The sequence below is a fragment of the Fictibacillus nanhaiensis genome (genome assembly GCF_049537595.1).
Taxonomy (GTDB): domain Bacteria; phylum Bacillota; class Bacilli; order Bacillales; family Fictibacillaceae; genus Fictibacillus; species Fictibacillus nanhaiensis_F.
Genome location: NZ_JBMULM010000004.1, coordinates 24,817 through 39,976, shown reverse-complemented (window position 1 = coordinate 39,976; position 15,160 = coordinate 24,817). Strand labels below are relative to the sequence as shown.

Sequence of the window (15,160 nt, the reverse complement as noted above, 5' to 3'; positions counted from 1 at the left end):
AGAGAGCTGTTTTTGTTTGTCAGTTTAAATTTTAGTTTCTATATAATAAGTTCTAGCTATTTATGATTTGTCTAATATCGTTCAAACGCACAACTTGCTTCGCATCTTCAAAATGCTCTGAATAGTTTTCTGTTACGGAAAAGTCCACAACAGCGGTGTTGGTCAACAATGAAGTAATTTCTCCTTTTAAGCCGTCGAATGTTTCAATAATATCACCGATTTTAAATTCCATGCCTTTTCCTCCAACGTAATTAATGTTTGTACTATTTTACCATAATTGTGACTAATTTTCCTTTTATTTTTAAAAACTTCTATTTGTTAAGTATTATAGCGAAAGCATATGAGCATTTCCATTAAAGCGCTTTTATGTAACGCTTCCAATTTTCGCTAAGAATCACCAAACTATTGACTATATGAAGGTTATTCAATAGTTATCCACAATTATAGAAAATTAAGCTTTCAGTAAAGTAAAGCTATCCACTGATTTATCCACATTATCCACAGTGTCCACAGAAAGGAAAAACCGCCCTCTGAAAAACTGCATCAGAAGACGGATTTTTGCGGTCGCTTTTTGTAGAGTCTTTTCTTAGAAGTTGGTTCTTATAGGTCGATTTCGCTCACTTCACGATCAACAATACGCGCACCTTTTTTGCTCGTATAGTTTCCGCCCGAAGAAGTGAAGATGTTTTGTGCGATCACCGTGTCCATCGCTGCATTTACAGCTGCAGGATCAACCGGTTCGATCGGAGCATCCAGACGGATGGTTACCGTTTTGTTCTCTTGGTTAAGAAACTGCAATTCAAGCACTTTGGCCATTGAAATCCCTCCTTTCCTCTATATTTTCCTCGTACCTACTCTTAAGAGTGGATCGCGAAGGAATCGTTTCGCTTAATCATCACAAGCGGATACACTTGAAGTCCTGATAATGCGTTTGCTACCGCATAAAGCTGGTCAGGTGTCGAAGTCGTCTTAACATTAGCGAAATTCTTATACTTCACCACCGGCTTGTTGTCTGCATCCAAACCACCATCAAGCTCCAAACGCATCGCTGAATCAATCAAAGCTGCTGTTGCCATGTGCCTCACCTCCTTTCACATCATAAGTTCCAGAGAGAAGTGAAAAGGAGGCATGGTGGTAAAAACTTTTTGAAGCGGCTATCGTTAAGACCTACTTATGCAGATACAAATCATTAAAAGGAAAGGGGAAGTGTTATTTCACTAAATAGAAGACTCTCAAATTTCTGCATCATTGATAAGTTGATTGAAGTGCAAGGTGCGAGACTCTTGGCTAGGACAAGCGGTCAGGTGAGACACTTAACGGCGCAAAGCGGCAAGTGGCTCACCGCCTGCCCCGCGGAAAGCGAGCAACCTGGAACGGAAATCAACCACCCCAAACCGACAAAGCCAAACACAATTGTTCTACCCACAGCACTTATCCACAATTTTTAGAATTTTACTCCAAAACAACACTAAAATTTCTCGAAATCCAGCATTTCACACAAAAAATCTATCAATTTCCGCAATTCTGCACACACATTGTGGATAACTATTCAAAAGTTTACAGGCAACTTTTGTCGTTCTGCATCATTTACCATACAACTTTTCAACAGTTGCACTTTGTTTTCCACAACTTTTCCCATCTATAGTGAAGATACCGCGGAATTCCCCGAATGTGCGCACATTCCTAAAGGATACATTTCCATGAAAAACACACCGTTTGAAGAAGTTGCTGCAATGTTTGAACCACTCATTAAATCCCAGATTAAACGCTATCACCTCACAAACCATTTCGATCAATACTATCAAGCTGGTTTACTCGGACTCTGGAAAGCTTATGAAACATACAACCCGGAAAAAGGGCAGTTCTCCTCGTTCGCCTTCATCCATGTGCGCGGCCGTATTTTACAAGAGTTGCGAAACGAGATGAAGAGGCAGGAGACAGAGGTCACACAAGATCCGCATAATTCATTAAGCTTTCAACAGCTATCCCAGCAAGACCACATTCCTTTTTTGGAAGATGAAACATTAAATCTCTATCTGATGCATCTCACAGAAAATCAGCAGCGGTGGGTCGTGCATCGGGTCTTTCATATGAAAACGGAAGCTGAGATTGCAGAAACGTTTGGGGTCACTCTATATGCAGTTAAATCTTGGAGAAAAGCGGCAATAAAGAAACTTCGTACAGTTTTAGTTGCCAAATAAAATCAAACTTTCTTACTACGTGATTTGATGGATATAATTTTGGAATTAGGGTATAGTAGAAAACTGTGGGCGAAAAAATTCCTTTTTTACCCATAATAGCCAATAGAGAAATAAGCTGCTATTTTTTTAGAATAACAGTGTAATAAGTTGGTAGGACAAAGCTTATATATTTATTAAGAGGGGGACAATTAAACGATGGAAACACAAGTTAATCAGAGTACTGGAAACAAGAAACGACCGTTGATCATTGGGCTAGCTATTATCGCAGTGCTTGCAATCGGGGCAACTGCTTATGCGATGTTCGTTGATCTATCTCCGCGTGAATTGTATTTAAAATCCGAGATGAACACATTTAAAGCACTGAACGAATCTTTTGAAGACAGCTTTGGCGATGCGCTAGCACTTTCTGAAAAGCAAATGGAAGAAGCGTATAAGTCTGAAGCGAGCGTTGGGGTAGATGTTGACCCGGCGATGTTTGGAGCAGGTGGAATGGAAGCGGCTATGATCGGTTCTGTTCTTCAAAATAGTGAATTTAAGGTAACAACACAGCATGATCCTAAGAAAGAAGAAGGATCTGTTGGAATGGCTTTAAGAATGAACGATGCCGATTTAATGAATGCTGAGTTTTATCAAAACAACAAACAAACGGCTGTAAACGTACCTGCAGCTTACGATAAGAACGTTTACTTCGAAAACAGCAAGTTCGGTGACGTGATGCGTAAGTTCGATCCAGCCTACCAAGGTATGGAGAAGCTTGAGAACTTCTTTAAAGCAGTGGATGGCGACCTAAGTGAAGAAGCTCGCGATGATGCGTTTGAAGAGTTTGCAAAAGTGTACGCAGATAGCGTGAAAGATGAAAACGTAAAAATGAAAGACGATGTTGATTTTAAGGGGGAGAAGCTTCGCGAGTTAACGGTTTCTCTATCTGAAAAAGAAACAAAGACAATGCTTGTAAACTTTGTTGAGAAGATCGAAAAAGACGATGAGATCCTAGATGCGATCGCTGAACAATCAGCATTGCAAGGCGGACTTCAAACAGGCATGGTAGCACCAAACAGCAACATGAGCAAGGCAGATGCGAAGAAAGAAATTAAGAAACTTCTTGCTGATGCGAAAAAAGCAATCAAAGATGACTTGCAAGTTCCTGGTGGAATGAAGCAAGTGGTTATCATCGATGGCGATGATAAAGTAGTAAGCCGTAACGTGACGATGAAGATTGGTGCGAACGGTGAAGAAGCGGTTCCGATGAACTACAAGTCTGAAAGCTGGACGAAGGGTGACGTAACGAACTCTTCTTGGGTTCTTAACGCAGGTCCTGAAAACGAAACATTGCTTGTAGATGTGAAGATGGAAAGCGAACCAAAAGGGAAAGACGGTAAGAAGCGCGATATTAAAGCAAAGTTTGAAATGACTGAAAACGGTACAACAGAAGGTATCGGGTTCCAAATTAAAGGTGAAGGCACAGATAAGAAGTCTAAATGGACGGCTAATCTTGTTCCTGCTGGCGATGCACCAATGGAGCTTCCAGACATGACACTTGAGATCGAGCACAAAGGTGACCAAAACCTTGATAAAGACTTTGCAAACCACGATTACAAAGTAACACTAGTTGGTAACGACGCTACAATGGGCGATATCAACGTTGGATTAAACATCAAAACAAAAACAACGTTCGGCGATAAACTGAAATTCCCTGAGCTTTCAGAAGGAAAAGCAGTAAACGTTGCTGAGATGAGTGACGCTGAAATGATGACGATGATGTCAGACATTCAACGTAACATCGAGCAATTTATCGGTGAAAACGCTCAAATGTTCCAATAGAATGATAATAAGAAGGACAGAGATAACTTAAGACAAAGTTGATCTTTGTCCTTTTTTTCTAACTTAATAGGGTATATATAGCATGTAGGCTGCGTCATTATTGTCGAGGATTGTAGACTCGTGGATAAACGGCCGAAACTTTTGGATTAAGTGCTAAAACTTCTGGATAAACGGGCAAAACTCGTGGATAAATAGCCAAAACTTCTGGGTTCATCCAGTCAAATGCCCCTACATGTATAGGTTCTGGACCGTTTTCAGCTCAATCTTCTCGAAATTTTTAAACGAAAGGAACGACACTATGAGGCAAACGCTACTCATTGCCCATCTAACGGTAAAATGCTGGCTAAAGCAGCCTTTTCCTCTGATTGCTATGATGCTGTTTCCAATTTTGTTACTTGGAATCACGTATCTCGGGCTAAAACCACTTCTTGAAGAAAAGCAGTGGGTAGAGCCTTTTGCCGTAGCGATCGTAGATGAAGATAACACCTTTGAAACCAAACTGCTCATGAAGCAGTATGAAAACTCAGAAGAACTAAAAAATGTATTAACCTTTGAAAAAACAGATGCAGAGTCCGCTAGCGAAAAGCTCGCTAACAATGAAATCGCGGGTATGGTGATCGTACCGGATGGATTTACTAAAGGGATTCGCGGCGGTAAAAATATTCCCGTAACCGTTATCGGTAACCCGGAACGCCCTTTTCAAGCAAAACTTCTTCAGCAAGTGATGGTGTCAAACGCCAACTTGATCTCGTCTGCACAAAGTGGAGCGAACGCAGCTTTTCATTATTTAAGAAAAATGGACTTAAGTTCAGAAGAATTCCGGGCATACCGCGACACGGTTATCACAGATTTTACACTGCAAGCATTGAATCGAAACAAGATCTATGAAACGGAAACGCTAAGTGCGTTTGGCGGAGTTACAACAATCGATTATTACAGCTTATCTGGTGTGTTAATCCTGTTACTCGTTGGCGGATTGTTTGGTATGAGTTTAACCGCAAGAAGTGAACAAACCGCACTGCGCGAAAGATTAAGTCTACAAGGGGTAAGGTCTCCTGTATTCTTTTTTAGCAACATAATATCCACTTTCCTTCTGCTCGTCATCCAAAGCGTTGTTTTGACTCTACTATTTTATGCGTTAACAAAAACGTGGAGCATCACAGCGACATTCATACTATTAGCATACTGCTTAGCTATCGCATCTCTTTTCGCGCTTTGTCAGGAGCTTTTTGTTCGGAACGCAGCAAAATGGGGAGCGGGAATCATCTTTGCAATGGGACTCGTTGCTACAAGCGGAAGTGTTCTGCGGCTATCGTATCTTCCGGAAATGTGGCGCGGCGTAAGTATGCTTAACATCGTGCATCACGCACACAGCGGACTGATTGAAACACTATTTGTGGGGAATGAAACATGGGTGTCTGTTCTTCTCTTGCTTAGCTTTTCAATCACCATTTGGGCAGTGAGTTTGCTGCTTATCACGATAAAGAAGAGGTTGCCATGGTCTGGACAATTGCCATTACACGTATAAGATTATTGCTTCAAAGTCCCTGGAGCTGGCTGGGAATCATCGTTCCAGTTCTCGTGCTGCTTTTTTTAGACATGTCCGTTGAAAAGACAAGTAACGCGACCAAGATTCCTGTTGTGATCGTGGACGAGGATGAAACGGAATACTCAAAAACGGTCATAGAACGAGTGAGTAAAAATCCAGCGGTAGCGGTAAACGTTCGTAATGAAGAGGATGCGCGCAATCAGATCGAGACGCAAAAAGCGGCCATCGGTTTCTTTATACCTGAAGGATTTATGGAAAGCATACAGAAAAATGATGAAGATGAGCTAGTGACGATGTGGCTCTCGTCTGGTTCGATTTCTCATGGGTTGGTGCGTGAGATTTTTGCAAGTGAAGTGAAGCGGTTATCGAGTAATTCATATGGTGCAAATACGGTGTTAAAAACATACGGAAAAAGTGAGAAACTGGATGCTGAGGAGCAAGGTGAGGTCTGGAAAGATGCTTGGGCGTATAGCGATAAACATTGGGAACCAAAACCTCTTATGACCGTTGACTATAAAGTTGGGGTAACGAGAGAATCATCAGTAGAAGCGGATAGCAGTGCGGCTTCGATCTATGTTCCAGGAATGCTTGTACTTCTCATGCTGTACAGTTTTTTATATAACAGCTGGCCGATCAAAGACCGTGATTCCGGCATGCGCTCAAGAGTGCCTTACGCTGCCGGCCGGTTTTCGGTTTACTGGTTTGGTAATGCACTAGGTGTGTTACTTTTGCAGCTAACATTGCTGGTATTATTGTTTAGTTATGGCTGGTGGATGGATGAGTTAACGTTTAACGTGGCAACAATTTCTGGTCTGATCGGCTACGTCTTATTTCTTAACGCACTATCACTTCTGTTTGCTTATTTCGTGCATAGCAACCGCACATGGCAAGCAATCACACTTTTCGTCGTATTGTGCACATCGCTTCTAAGCGGAACTTTTTTTCCGAGTGATGAGCTATCAAGCTTTTTACAACGTGCTGCAGAGTGGACGCCCCAATATTGGATCGTATCAACTTTCAATCAAGAAACGCTTATGATTCCATTCATATTCGTGGGGCTAAGCATCGTTCTATACGTACTTTCAACTATAAAGGCAGGTGACAACGCTTGATTGCAGCAGAAAATTTGAAAAAGAAGTTTGGTAGAAAAGAAGTACTAAAAGAAATGAACTTCTTTATTGCAAGAGGAGAAACCGTCGGCGTTGTTGGCCCGAACGGTGCAGGTAAGTCAACGCTTTTAAGAATCCTCGCGACCCTTATGAAAGGCTCTGGCGGATCAGTTCAGATCGATGGGCTTGATGTGAGGAAAGAACAAAAAAGAATTCGGCAGAAAATCGGTTACGTACCGCAAGAAATAGCCGTGTATCATGAGCTAACAACACGCGAAAACTTACGATTTTTTGCGAAGTTGGCAAAAGGGTCGTCAGAAGAAAGATGGATGCAGCGCTGCGAGGAGTGGCGTCTGGCTGAGCACCTCGATAAAAAAGTAAAGCATTTGTCCGGTGGTAACCAGAGAAAGCTGAATATCTTGATCGCGATGCTTCATGACCCGGATCTTTTGATTCTAGATGAACCGACCGTTGGTATTGATATATCTGCAAAGCAAGAGATCGTAAACGATTTGCGCCAGCTGGGGAGAGAAGGGAAGACGATCCTTTATTCCAGTCATGACGCGCAAGAGCTCGAAACATTATGTACTTCTTTTTTGATTTTAAAAGAGGGGGAATTGCTTTTTTATGGATCGAAGCAAAAAGTGCGACAGTTCGGTTCGGTCGCACAATCTGAAAACTTTGCGGAAACGCTTGGAGAGATTGTTGGATGAAGTCTGCTAATGTTGGCAGGCTTCTTTTTTTATCCTGAATATTCCATTGTTAGAATCAAAGTGATAGACTATATGTGAAAACATTCACAAGGAGGCTGGGTTATGAATAAACACTTGTTGAGAAAAATGAAGTCAGCTCTTTTGGCGTCCTTTTTATTAACCATGTTATTAGGATTGTATCTAGTCTATGAATCTGGTTCAGCTGAAGGTTCTTTAGCTTTGGTGATCGTTTATCTATTTGCGTTAGCTGGTAACTTTTTTTATGGCATACCAGCATCTCTACTAATAGATTTGTTAATGAAAAAAATTGATAGATTTCATTTCTGGTTGTCGGGCTTTTTACATATTTTCTTTGCAATTATTTGTGCTACTCTCTTTTTCTTGTCTGAAGAATGGCAAAAGGGAGAGAAACATAACTTAAATTGAAAAAGATTGATGAATACTACCTTTATGGTCGGTTTCACTGTACTTACATTGTATTTAGCGCTTTACGTGCAAGAGTTACTAGAAAACAAAACGAACGAATATTACCTCATTCCTGCTGGTTATATAGGTAAAGTGACAGTGATATACGACATTGAAGATGAGCAACAACCAGACAAAGTGGGAGACTATAATAAAATAAAAATAAATAATCAGGGTTATGGGCTAACGGCGTTACCAGAACCAGAAGGTACATTTAATAACAAATACTTCTATATAGATGAAGAAGGTCGTAAAGAAAAGATTAAGGAAAAGTGTATTCATATTGGCAGTTCAGGATCTATTTCTAATGATAGTAGAGACTTTTTTTATCATTCTTTTACGGTCATTAATTCGGAATGTACAGACCACTTTTCTACTTATGGTAGTCAATATTTAGAGGATCATAGCATTGGTGTTGAAGAAATTTTACAAAAAGAAGGATTTGGAGATTTCGGATATTAATGAATAATATATTACTTTAAATCATTATTTTAGCACAATACTAAATTCGACAAGATTTTACAAGAAGACCAAATTCCTATTTTCCGTAACGCAAGCGTAAAACACAAGGTCTATTATTTATTGTAGGATAATAATAGATTACTTGGAAAATCAAAGGAGTTTGGGATAAATAATGAAAAAATGGATAGTTACATCAGTTTTAGGTGCAAGTTTATTATTATCGCCAATACAGGCGTTTGCAAATATTGGAGATCAAACACTTCGTCCAACAATGACACACTCAGATGTGAAAACACTTCAAACAATATTGCGAGATAAAGGTTACTTTACATATAGTGGTTCAACAACTACATATTTCGGTTCCTATACGAAGAGTGCGGTAATGAGCTTTCAACGTGCAAAAGGGTTGACAGCAGATGGGATTGCGGGTCGTAATACATTTAATAAACTAGGAGTCTATAATGTTAATAATGCCTATCTAGTTGATTATGCAAAGCGTTTCCAAGGAACTCCTTACGTATGGGGTGGAACAACAACTGCCGGGTTTGACTGTTCAGGATACATTAACTATGTTTTTAAAAACTCTCACAATATCGTTCTGCCACGTACGGTGAAAGACATGTGGAACCAAACAGGATATCGCGTATCTACTCAAGCTGTAGGAGACCTTGTGTTCTTCTCAACGACAGATTCCGGAGCTTCACACATGGGAATCTATATAGGTAATGGAAAGTTCATTCACGCTGGTTCTTCAACAGGAGTGACGATTTCAGATATGAACAACACTTATTGGAAGCCGCGTTACTTAGGAACAAAGCGTCTATAAATAATCATTTTAAGAGGAATGACTCTGCATTTGTAGAGGCCATTCCTTTTTTATGTACATATAACTATTAATAGACTAGTTCTTTGTTTGCACTTCTAGTGTTGATAACTTTTATTCTATACTTTTCAGTAATGGACTGATCAGAATGGTAACTTAACTCTGAAAAGAAACAAAATTGAGTTGCAGGATAGGTTGAGATAATTTGGTTAGATCAAATTCTGTTGCTCTGTACACTTCATCTATACAATCTAGGGCTACTCGTTCTAGACCTTTTTCGAATAGATTATCCATATTTTCAAAGTCAGTCATTATAGAAATGGTCGTTCCCATGCGATAATATGTAAACTTAACTCCAACTTGATTGTTCATATGAAAAGCCTCCGTGTTAAAAGTAAATTATGGGCAGTAAGTCTATGTTTATAAATTATTTAACTACTATGATTAAGAATGTTGAGCTAACAGGTTTTTCACAATAAATGAACATTAATAGTGTCTTTTTCTTTATCGGCTAAAGTCTAATGAATATTTAGGAATCCAAAGCGGAGTATAAGTACTTAAGAATTATAAAAGAAAAGAAGTGCAAACCAGTGTTTGCACTTCTTTTCTAATTCTTATCCTAGAACAAGATTCTTGCCCAAGGATCGCAGCAATGATGTTGCTTTTTCTTAGCTTTTTTGTACTTCTTGCACTTCAACACTTCGTAGCTAGAAGATGAAGATGAAGAAGAGGACGAAGAAGATGAAGAGGATGATGAAGAAGATTCTTCACAAACCCATTCTACTTTCTTGTAACACTTCTTTTCATGCTTCTCATGCTTCTCGTATTTGCAGTGGTCGTAGTTTCCACACTTGTTACACATTAATCGTTTCACCTCACAAATTGATACCGACTTCCAATTGGTTTCGGTTTCTGTATATCATATGTAGAGTCAGACAAGTTGCTTAGACGAACGTTGAGATTTTAAGAAATTGGGGTCTGACCCCATACAAATACAAATTCCTTTAATTTGTTCTTCTCAGAAATACACCGGAGAACAACAAGATAAAATTAATAAACGAAAAATCCACGCTGCAACCGCAGCGTGGTTTTTCATTACTTCGTAGGTTCTTGTATGAACATTCCTTCTTTAGCGAAAGCAAAGTGAATGGCATGCTTTAAGTTTCTGAAATATGTACTTTCTCCTAGAGAATATTGGTGTTTTGTAATTTCCATACTTAATTCAGGTGAGATACCTACCAGAAGCGTTTCCATTCCAAATAATCTTGCAGAAGAAACAAGCTTGTTCAACATACCGACCATTTCCGTGTCAATAGATTTGATACCTGTAAGATCTAAGATCACGAACTTAGCACGGTGTTGAGGAAGTGCAGTAAGAGTATGCTCTAACATATCGTTTGAACGAAGTTCGTTGTATTTACCGATTAACGGTATAACTACGATATGATCAGTTACTGGGATAATCGGAGAGGAAATCTCTCGAATGAGATCCGTTAACTCTCTTGTTCGGTCTTCAACCATAGCTTCTAGCTTCATGATCTCACGCTGTTCTTCACGTTGAACGAGATCGCGGATGTTATCTTTAGGTGTTATAGGTGATTCTGAGATTTTTAATTTCATCGTGGTAGGGTCAGATTCGTTTTCTAAAACCTCATACCACATGTTGGTTTGAAAAAGTCCAGTGAAAACGCCAGCCCAATGGCCAGGTAAGAAACGACCCATGCGTTCGCTGTTCTGCGCTTTTTTTACCTTCGTTTCCCAGCTGTTTGTAATGGTAATAACAGCTTCTTTTTTTTCTATATCAAGCTCTATGTATGTTTTCCCCCAACCAGCTGATGCATAGATCGTAGGTAATGATTCAGCGGAAATCTCAATATCACCAATCGTTCTTATGTAAAAATCACTAACGATTAATCCAGTCCGATACCCAGCCGTTTCAAAAACAAGGTCCGCGGTTCCTTCTCCTGTGATCTCTTCAATAGAATCGAGAAACACCTTGAATGCTGAATCAATCCAAAACAGCATGACATCTTGGCCTTCAAATTGAAATATACCTTTTGTTGTGTCCCAATGAAAAGAAGAACCGTTAACATCTACACTTTTTTGAGATTTCATTAGTTGATTTGGCGACTGCTTCATTTATAATCCTCCATAGACAAAAATAGTAGACACCCTTTTCCTGTACCCTATTTCATTCATCATTAAACATTTGTGTGGGGCCAGACCCCACACAAATACAAAAACCACATTATGTACTTCCCACGAAGACACAAAGAGAAAATCAACAACGTAAAAACCACCTGATCATAATCAGGTGGTTAATTTTGTTTGTTTTTCCATTTATTAAATTCTAAGAACTCTTTAAATTGCTCTTTGCTTACACCAGATCCCATGGCTTCTTTTACTAAATCCGCCCATTCTTGGTCTAAGTTTTTTGTGTCGACTTCAGGTTTTATCAAGTGGTCAACTGAAATATTCAAAACATCCGCAATCTTTTCCAAGAGCTGAATTGAAGGATTTTGTTGGATATTTCTTTCAAGTGCACTTATATATGATTTTGCTACCCCCGCTTTATCAGCTAAAGCTGTAATGGAGAGCCCTTTTTCAGTGCGGTATTTTTTTACACGTTCACCAATCATCATCTGCAACCCCATTTAAGTAGTAATTTGCCTTTATTATATCTTTCTACAAAAGGGAAGTAAATAAATTCCGTGACCAGTTTACTACTTATTTTCTTGCAATGAAAAACCTTCCATCAGAGAAATGGGATTCTGTAAAAAACTCATAACTTCCTCTTTAGTGAAACCCTGATCTCTCGCTTCTTTCATCAATTCAATCCACTCGTGATCTAACGTCAAAGTATTTTCCACTAAAAAATCCCTCCAGAAAGTATGTATTGTCCAGGTAACCCGGCCATCATAGCTTAATAGCTTTAGATCCGTGGCTTTGCGCCCATTTCTTTCGAATATGTTTGCCCTTGACTGAAGGATAATTAGGTATAAGTTCCTAACACAAATTGATTATATACAAGCGAAAAAGAAAATGTTGTCAGAAAATGGCTGAAATGTAAATGTAATATTAAATATTTTTTAGGAACCCCATAAAACGATAAAAAGGGATTGCTGTAGGTCTTATGGAACAAGTATGTGAATGGTTTTTAAGGTGTCTACCTAAATAGTCGAGAGGATGATCGAACTTGAAAAGCAATTTACCTTTAAAATTGTCGAATCAACTCAGTTTACCTGTCATTAACGCTCCTATGTTTTTAGTTTCAAGTCCCGAAATGGTCCTTGAAAGCTGCAAAAATGGAATTATAGGAACCTTCCCTTTATTGAATGCAAGAACCTCCGATCTCTTAGAGAATTGGATGAAGCATATTTCAGAAGAACTCCATAAATCACAAACAGAAGATCCATCTGCAAAGATAGCTCCTTGGGGCGTGAACTTAATCGTTCACCGTACGAATAAACGGTTTGAAGAAGATTTAGAGTTGATAAAAAAGTACGAACCGCCAGTAGTGATTACCTCGTTAGGTAATCCAAGTGATGTAGCTCTAATTGTTCATGGTTACGGTGGACTTGTATTCTCTGACGTCATTTCACTTGATCATGCACGCAAGGCTGCAAAAACTGGCATAGACGGGTTGATTCTAGTGTGTAGTGGCGCGGGTGGCCATGGTGGTACTCTAAATCCATTTGCTTTCTTAAAAGCGGTAAAAGAATTCTGGGATGGAATGACGATTCTAGCTGGGGCGATTTCTACGGGTGAGGAGATTCTTGCTGCGAAGATTCTTGGAGCTGACCTCGTGTATATGGGCACCCGTTTTATTGCGACACAAGAATCATCTGCCAGCGAAGAATACCGACAGATGCTGATTGAATCAACGCTTGAAGATCTCGTTTATACGGACGCAATAAGCGGAATCAAAGGGAATTATCTGCTTCCATCACTCCAAAGAGCGGGATTCGATGTAGAGAATTTAATGAAACAAGATTCTATAGACCTTTCATTCTCTGAAACGAAAGCAAAAGCATGGAAAGATATATGGTCTGCTGGACAAGGTGTAGGTAGCGTTAAGAAAATTTCAACTGTAAAAGAAGTAGTGGATGACTTGAAAAGTGAATATCAAAAGGCACTAGATTCTAAGGAATCAATTAGCACAGCAACTTAATTGATAGTCCTTTAGAACTAAAATCCCCCAAATACACTGTGGATAAACGTGGTTTTGGGGGATTTTGTTAATTTTCTTTTTTATAAAGCTCTAGATTGGTTTCTGTTTGTAAGCTGATATCATAATGAGTTTTCCAATCCTGTATAATTAGCATTTGTTGAGATTTCTCTTCATAATAAAACTCTGATGAAGTCTTCTCTAGAAATGGTTCACCAAGTTGATTTACCCAATTTTCTACATAGGCTCTATCTAATGTTTTGAAACCAATGTAGCTGACTTTTCCTTTTCCTGGTTCGCTAATTTCAAAATATAAATCGCTCTCTTCTGCTGCATTTTTAAATTTCCAACTCGCATAAACGGGTGAATGATAATCTTGGTCATTATAGTTGTCATAAGGCCCTAATGTTTGAAGAGCTTCCTCTAAAGTAACTCCACACGGCATGGCCGTGTCCTTTCCTGTGAATTTTTTTATCCCTCCATATTTTCATTGGAAAGAGGAGAAGAGAAGAATAGAGCGAAAGTATAAGTATTATCTTTATGTTAAGAAACCGTGTAAACTGTAAGGAATTGATTACAACATATATGAAACAAAATTTTGAATGGAGGTGTTACCATGAATTTATTCACATCTATTACCGAAGAAAGTTTTTATTATTTAATTCGAGACTACGGATTTTCTGAACCGGTCGATACTGATGGGAGCTGGAAGACAACCTTCTCTTATGTAAGCGATCAACTGGAAATTGAGATTGAGTTAAATTATAGAGATATGGACACTTTTATCTTCTTAAGATGCTTAGAAGATAAACAGGAGGAACCGTCTGCTCGCATGCAGTTAGAAGAAATTATCGACACTGAACCAGTTAAAAGTAACGGCAATCAAACAACCATCGAGGAGTTTGAAGAAGCCATCATAAAAAAAGCTGCGTTGCTAAAACAAAATCTCCACCAGATCATGAAACAAAAAGAAAAGATCTTTTCATAAGCAACCAAAAAAGATAACTCCACACACGAGTTATCTTTTTATAATTTTTATGAAAAAGTAAGAGCGAATACGATTGAAATAACGAGATAACCAGCAAACATTAAGACAGCCAAGAATGCTCCTTTTCCACTCGTTCCACCGCGTTTGCGAAGTTCATGCATCTTTTCTTCTTCACTAATACAAAGCTGATTAACTGCATGCACTTGTTTTTCTGCGTGCTTTCTATAAAACATATTTCCTGTAATCCCTAAAGCCCCCGCAAGACCATAGCCCAGACCTTGACTGATTGCCGCTCCGTCAATTCCTATAAATAAAGTAATGATGTCGATTGCTAAAAAACCAAGAATAATGTAAACGACAGGCTTGAGCATCTTTCTGTATCCAAGCCAAAAAATCGTTAACAAACAAGCGGCCCAGTTCCAGCTGTTGTCTTTTTGCCATTTTCTTAAATAAAAGTCTTTCTTCTTTTCTCCGACAAATTCAGCGAGTTTAGATTCCTCACCAACCAATCGGTCAGAGCTTGATAAACTTGCGCCTGTTTGGGTAGATTGATTCAAGCCGCATTTCTCCTTCCATAATACTTAATGATTATCCCAATGAAGTCTATCATTCCAACAGAGTGAAAACTAACCATTATATTCCATTTTTTGTGTCTCTTTAAACCTAGTAAATGTCATTTATACATTGTGTTCTTTATAAAGAATTAATTATTGACAGTATCTAACAGACCTGCTATATTGAAAACAAATTAGTTCTATTTAAAGAACAAACTAACTATAAAAAGAACAACACACCGTGTTTCTATTTTTTTTACCTATAATGTTCTTTATAAAGAACGAATTTTCTGTTGGATTGGAGTGA

Annotated in this window: 20 protein-coding genes and 1 riboswitch; of the genes, 10 read left to right on the top strand and 10 right to left on the bottom strand. The window is 38.9% G+C overall.

Going from position 1 to position 15,160, the window contains the following annotated elements; translation table 11 throughout:
- Positions 1–52: 52 nt before the first annotated feature.
- The 3 genes from ACOZ9X_RS17015 to ACOZ9X_RS17005 form a co-directional block, all read right to left on the bottom strand.
- Complete coding sequence (locus ACOZ9X_RS17015) at positions 53–232, bottom strand: DUF2187 domain-containing protein (protein WP_066398675.1); 180 nt, start codon at positions 230–232, stop codon at positions 53–55.
- A 368-nt stretch (positions 233–600) separates the two neighbouring features.
- Positions 601–816 carry a DUF2922 domain-containing protein gene (locus tag ACOZ9X_RS17010; protein WP_144697255.1) on the bottom strand — a complete coding sequence of 72 codons (216 nt, stop codon included), beginning with the start codon at positions 814–816 and terminating at the stop codon, positions 601–603.
- A 41-nt stretch (positions 817–857) separates the two neighbouring features.
- A complete protein-coding gene (locus ACOZ9X_RS17005; protein ID WP_066398669.1) occupies positions 858–1,076 on the bottom strand; it encodes a DUF1659 domain-containing protein in 219 nt (72 codons plus the stop codon).
- A 624-nt stretch (positions 1,077–1,700) separates the two neighbouring features.
- Here ACOZ9X_RS17005 and ACOZ9X_RS17000 point away from each other — a divergent pair.
- The 8 genes from ACOZ9X_RS17000 to ACOZ9X_RS16965 all read left to right on the top strand — a co-directional run bounded on the left by ACOZ9X_RS17000 (position 1,701) and on the right by ACOZ9X_RS16965 (position 9,146).
- Positions 1,701–2,201 (top strand): sigma-70 family RNA polymerase sigma factor, encoded by a 501-nt coding sequence (locus tag ACOZ9X_RS17000; RefSeq protein WP_423419239.1) that lies wholly within the window; start codon positions 1,701–1,703, stop codon positions 2,199–2,201.
- 195 nt (positions 2,202–2,396) lie between these two features.
- Positions 2,397–4,022, top strand: coding sequence for a hypothetical protein (locus tag ACOZ9X_RS16995; RefSeq protein ID WP_423419238.1), 1,626 nt, complete (start codon positions 2,397–2,399; stop codon positions 4,020–4,022).
- Positions 4,023–4,320: 298 nt separating this feature from the next.
- Complete coding sequence (locus ACOZ9X_RS16990) at positions 4,321–5,550, top strand: ABC transporter permease (protein WP_423419237.1); 1,230 nt, start codon at positions 4,321–4,323, stop codon at positions 5,548–5,550.
- A complete protein-coding gene (locus ACOZ9X_RS16985; protein WP_423419236.1) occupies positions 5,520–6,683 on the top strand; it encodes an ABC transporter permease in 1,164 nt (387 codons plus the stop codon). The genes ACOZ9X_RS16990 and ACOZ9X_RS16985 overlap by 31 nt, the downstream gene beginning before the upstream one ends.
- On the top strand, positions 6,680–7,393 hold the full coding sequence (locus tag ACOZ9X_RS16980) for an ABC transporter ATP-binding protein (protein ID WP_423419235.1): 714 nt from the start codon (positions 6,680–6,682) through the stop codon (positions 7,391–7,393). The genes ACOZ9X_RS16985 and ACOZ9X_RS16980 overlap by 4 nt, the downstream gene beginning before the upstream one ends.
- Before the next feature lie 102 nt (positions 7,394–7,495).
- On the top strand, positions 7,496–7,819 hold the full coding sequence (locus ACOZ9X_RS16975; protein ID WP_423419234.1) for a hypothetical protein: 324 nt from the start codon (positions 7,496–7,498) through the stop codon (positions 7,817–7,819).
- A 9-nt stretch (positions 7,820–7,828) separates the two neighbouring features.
- Positions 7,829–8,320 (top strand): DUF6843 domain-containing protein, encoded by a 492-nt coding sequence (locus ACOZ9X_RS16970; protein WP_423419233.1) that lies wholly within the window; start codon positions 7,829–7,831, stop codon positions 8,318–8,320.
- A gap of 172 nt (positions 8,321–8,492) precedes the next feature.
- On the top strand, positions 8,493–9,146 hold the full coding sequence (locus tag ACOZ9X_RS16965) for an NlpC/P60 family protein (RefSeq protein ID WP_423419232.1): 654 nt from the start codon (positions 8,493–8,495) through the stop codon (positions 9,144–9,146).
- A gap of 153 nt (positions 9,147–9,299) precedes the next feature.
- Here ACOZ9X_RS16965 and ACOZ9X_RS16960 read toward each other — a convergent pair whose 3' ends face one another.
- The 5 genes from ACOZ9X_RS16960 to ACOZ9X_RS16940 form a co-directional block, all read right to left on the bottom strand.
- On the bottom strand, positions 9,300–9,515 hold the full coding sequence (locus ACOZ9X_RS16960) for a hypothetical protein (RefSeq protein WP_423419231.1): 216 nt from the start codon (positions 9,513–9,515) through the stop codon (positions 9,300–9,302).
- A 247-nt stretch (positions 9,516–9,762) separates the two neighbouring features.
- Positions 9,763–10,005 (bottom strand): hypothetical protein, encoded by a 243-nt coding sequence (locus tag ACOZ9X_RS16955; RefSeq protein WP_423419230.1) that lies wholly within the window; start codon positions 10,003–10,005, stop codon positions 9,763–9,765.
- 233 nt (positions 10,006–10,238) lie between these two features.
- Positions 10,239–11,282 (bottom strand): STAS domain-containing protein, encoded by a 1,044-nt coding sequence (locus ACOZ9X_RS16950; protein WP_423419229.1) that lies wholly within the window; start codon positions 11,280–11,282, stop codon positions 10,239–10,241.
- A 179-nt stretch (positions 11,283–11,461) separates the two neighbouring features.
- Complete coding sequence (locus tag ACOZ9X_RS16945; RefSeq protein ID WP_130293321.1) at positions 11,462–11,782, bottom strand: helix-turn-helix domain-containing protein; 321 nt, start codon at positions 11,780–11,782, stop codon at positions 11,462–11,464.
- 84 nt (positions 11,783–11,866) lie between these two features.
- A complete protein-coding gene (locus ACOZ9X_RS16940; protein ID WP_423419228.1) occupies positions 11,867–12,013 on the bottom strand; it encodes an anti-repressor SinI family protein in 147 nt (48 codons plus the stop codon).
- Positions 12,014–12,043: 30 nt separating this feature from the next.
- Positions 12,044–12,129, bottom strand: a riboswitch (cyclic di-GMP riboswitch).
- A 210-nt stretch (positions 12,130–12,339) separates the two neighbouring features.
- Here ACOZ9X_RS16940 and ACOZ9X_RS16935 point away from each other — a divergent pair.
- Positions 12,340–13,314, top strand: coding sequence for an NAD(P)H-dependent flavin oxidoreductase (locus ACOZ9X_RS16935; RefSeq protein ID WP_423419227.1), 975 nt, complete (start codon positions 12,340–12,342; stop codon positions 13,312–13,314).
- A 67-nt stretch (positions 13,315–13,381) separates the two neighbouring features.
- Here ACOZ9X_RS16935 and ACOZ9X_RS16930 read toward each other — a convergent pair whose 3' ends face one another.
- On the bottom strand, positions 13,382–13,756 hold the full coding sequence (locus tag ACOZ9X_RS16930) for a hypothetical protein (protein ID WP_423419226.1): 375 nt from the start codon (positions 13,754–13,756) through the stop codon (positions 13,382–13,384).
- 171 nt (positions 13,757–13,927) lie between these two features.
- On the opposite strand from ACOZ9X_RS16930, the gene ACOZ9X_RS16925 reads away from it, so the two are divergent.
- Positions 13,928–14,299 (top strand): hypothetical protein, encoded by a 372-nt coding sequence (locus tag ACOZ9X_RS16925; RefSeq protein ID WP_423419225.1) that lies wholly within the window; start codon positions 13,928–13,930, stop codon positions 14,297–14,299.
- 47 nt (positions 14,300–14,346) lie between these two features.
- Here the strand turns inward: ACOZ9X_RS16925 and ACOZ9X_RS16920 are convergent, their stop codons facing one another.
- Entirely contained in the window at positions 14,347–14,856 is a 510-nt protein-coding gene (locus ACOZ9X_RS16920) for a DUF2628 domain-containing protein (protein WP_423419224.1), read from the bottom strand.
- Between the last annotated feature and the right edge of the window lie 304 nt (positions 14,857–15,160).

Excerpts from the sequence above, each read along its gene's own strand:
- ACOZ9X_RS16990 (WP_423419237.1), top strand. The coding sequence starts at position 4,321 with ATGAGGCAAACGCTACTCATTGCCCATCTAACGGTAAAATGCTGGCTA.
- ACOZ9X_RS16950 (WP_423419229.1), bottom strand. The coding sequence starts at position 11,282 with ATGAAGCAGTCGCCAAATCAACTAATGAAATCTCAAAAAAGTGTAGAT.
- ACOZ9X_RS16960 (WP_423419231.1), bottom strand. The coding sequence starts at position 9,515 with ATGAACAATCAAGTTGGAGTTAAGTTTACATATTATCGCATGGGAACG.
- ACOZ9X_RS17005 (WP_066398669.1), bottom strand. The coding sequence starts at position 1,076 with ATGGCAACAGCAGCTTTGATTGATTCAGCGATGCGTTTGGAGCTTGAT.
- ACOZ9X_RS16970 (WP_423419233.1), top strand. The coding sequence starts at position 7,829 with ATGAATACTACCTTTATGGTCGGTTTCACTGTACTTACATTGTATTTA.
- ACOZ9X_RS16945 (WP_130293321.1), bottom strand. The coding sequence starts at position 11,782 with ATGATTGGTGAACGTGTAAAAAAATACCGCACTGAAAAAGGGCTCTCC.
- ACOZ9X_RS16955 (WP_423419230.1), bottom strand. The coding sequence starts at position 10,005 with ATGTGTAACAAGTGTGGAAACTACGACCACTGCAAATACGAGAAGCAT.
- ACOZ9X_RS16985 (WP_423419236.1), top strand. The coding sequence starts at position 5,520 with ATGGTCTGGACAATTGCCATTACACGTATAAGATTATTGCTTCAAAGT.
- ACOZ9X_RS16975 (WP_423419234.1), top strand. The coding sequence starts at position 7,496 with ATGAATAAACACTTGTTGAGAAAAATGAAGTCAGCTCTTTTGGCGTCC.
- ACOZ9X_RS16965 (WP_423419232.1), top strand. The coding sequence starts at position 8,493 with ATGAAAAAATGGATAGTTACATCAGTTTTAGGTGCAAGTTTATTATTA.
- ACOZ9X_RS16925 (WP_423419225.1), top strand. The coding sequence starts at position 13,928 with ATGAATTTATTCACATCTATTACCGAAGAAAGTTTTTATTATTTAATT.
- ACOZ9X_RS16930 (WP_423419226.1), bottom strand. The coding sequence starts at position 13,756 with ATGCCGTGTGGAGTTACTTTAGAGGAAGCTCTTCAAACATTAGGGCCT.
- ACOZ9X_RS17015 (WP_066398675.1), bottom strand. The coding sequence starts at position 232 with ATGGAATTTAAAATCGGTGATATTATTGAAACATTCGACGGCTTAAAA.
- ACOZ9X_RS16995 (WP_423419238.1), top strand. The coding sequence starts at position 2,397 with ATGGAAACACAAGTTAATCAGAGTACTGGAAACAAGAAACGACCGTTG.
- ACOZ9X_RS17000 (WP_423419239.1), top strand. The coding sequence starts at position 1,701 with ATGAAAAACACACCGTTTGAAGAAGTTGCTGCAATGTTTGAACCACTC.
- ACOZ9X_RS17010 (WP_144697255.1), bottom strand. The coding sequence starts at position 816 with ATGGCCAAAGTGCTTGAATTGCAGTTTCTTAACCAAGAGAACAAAACG.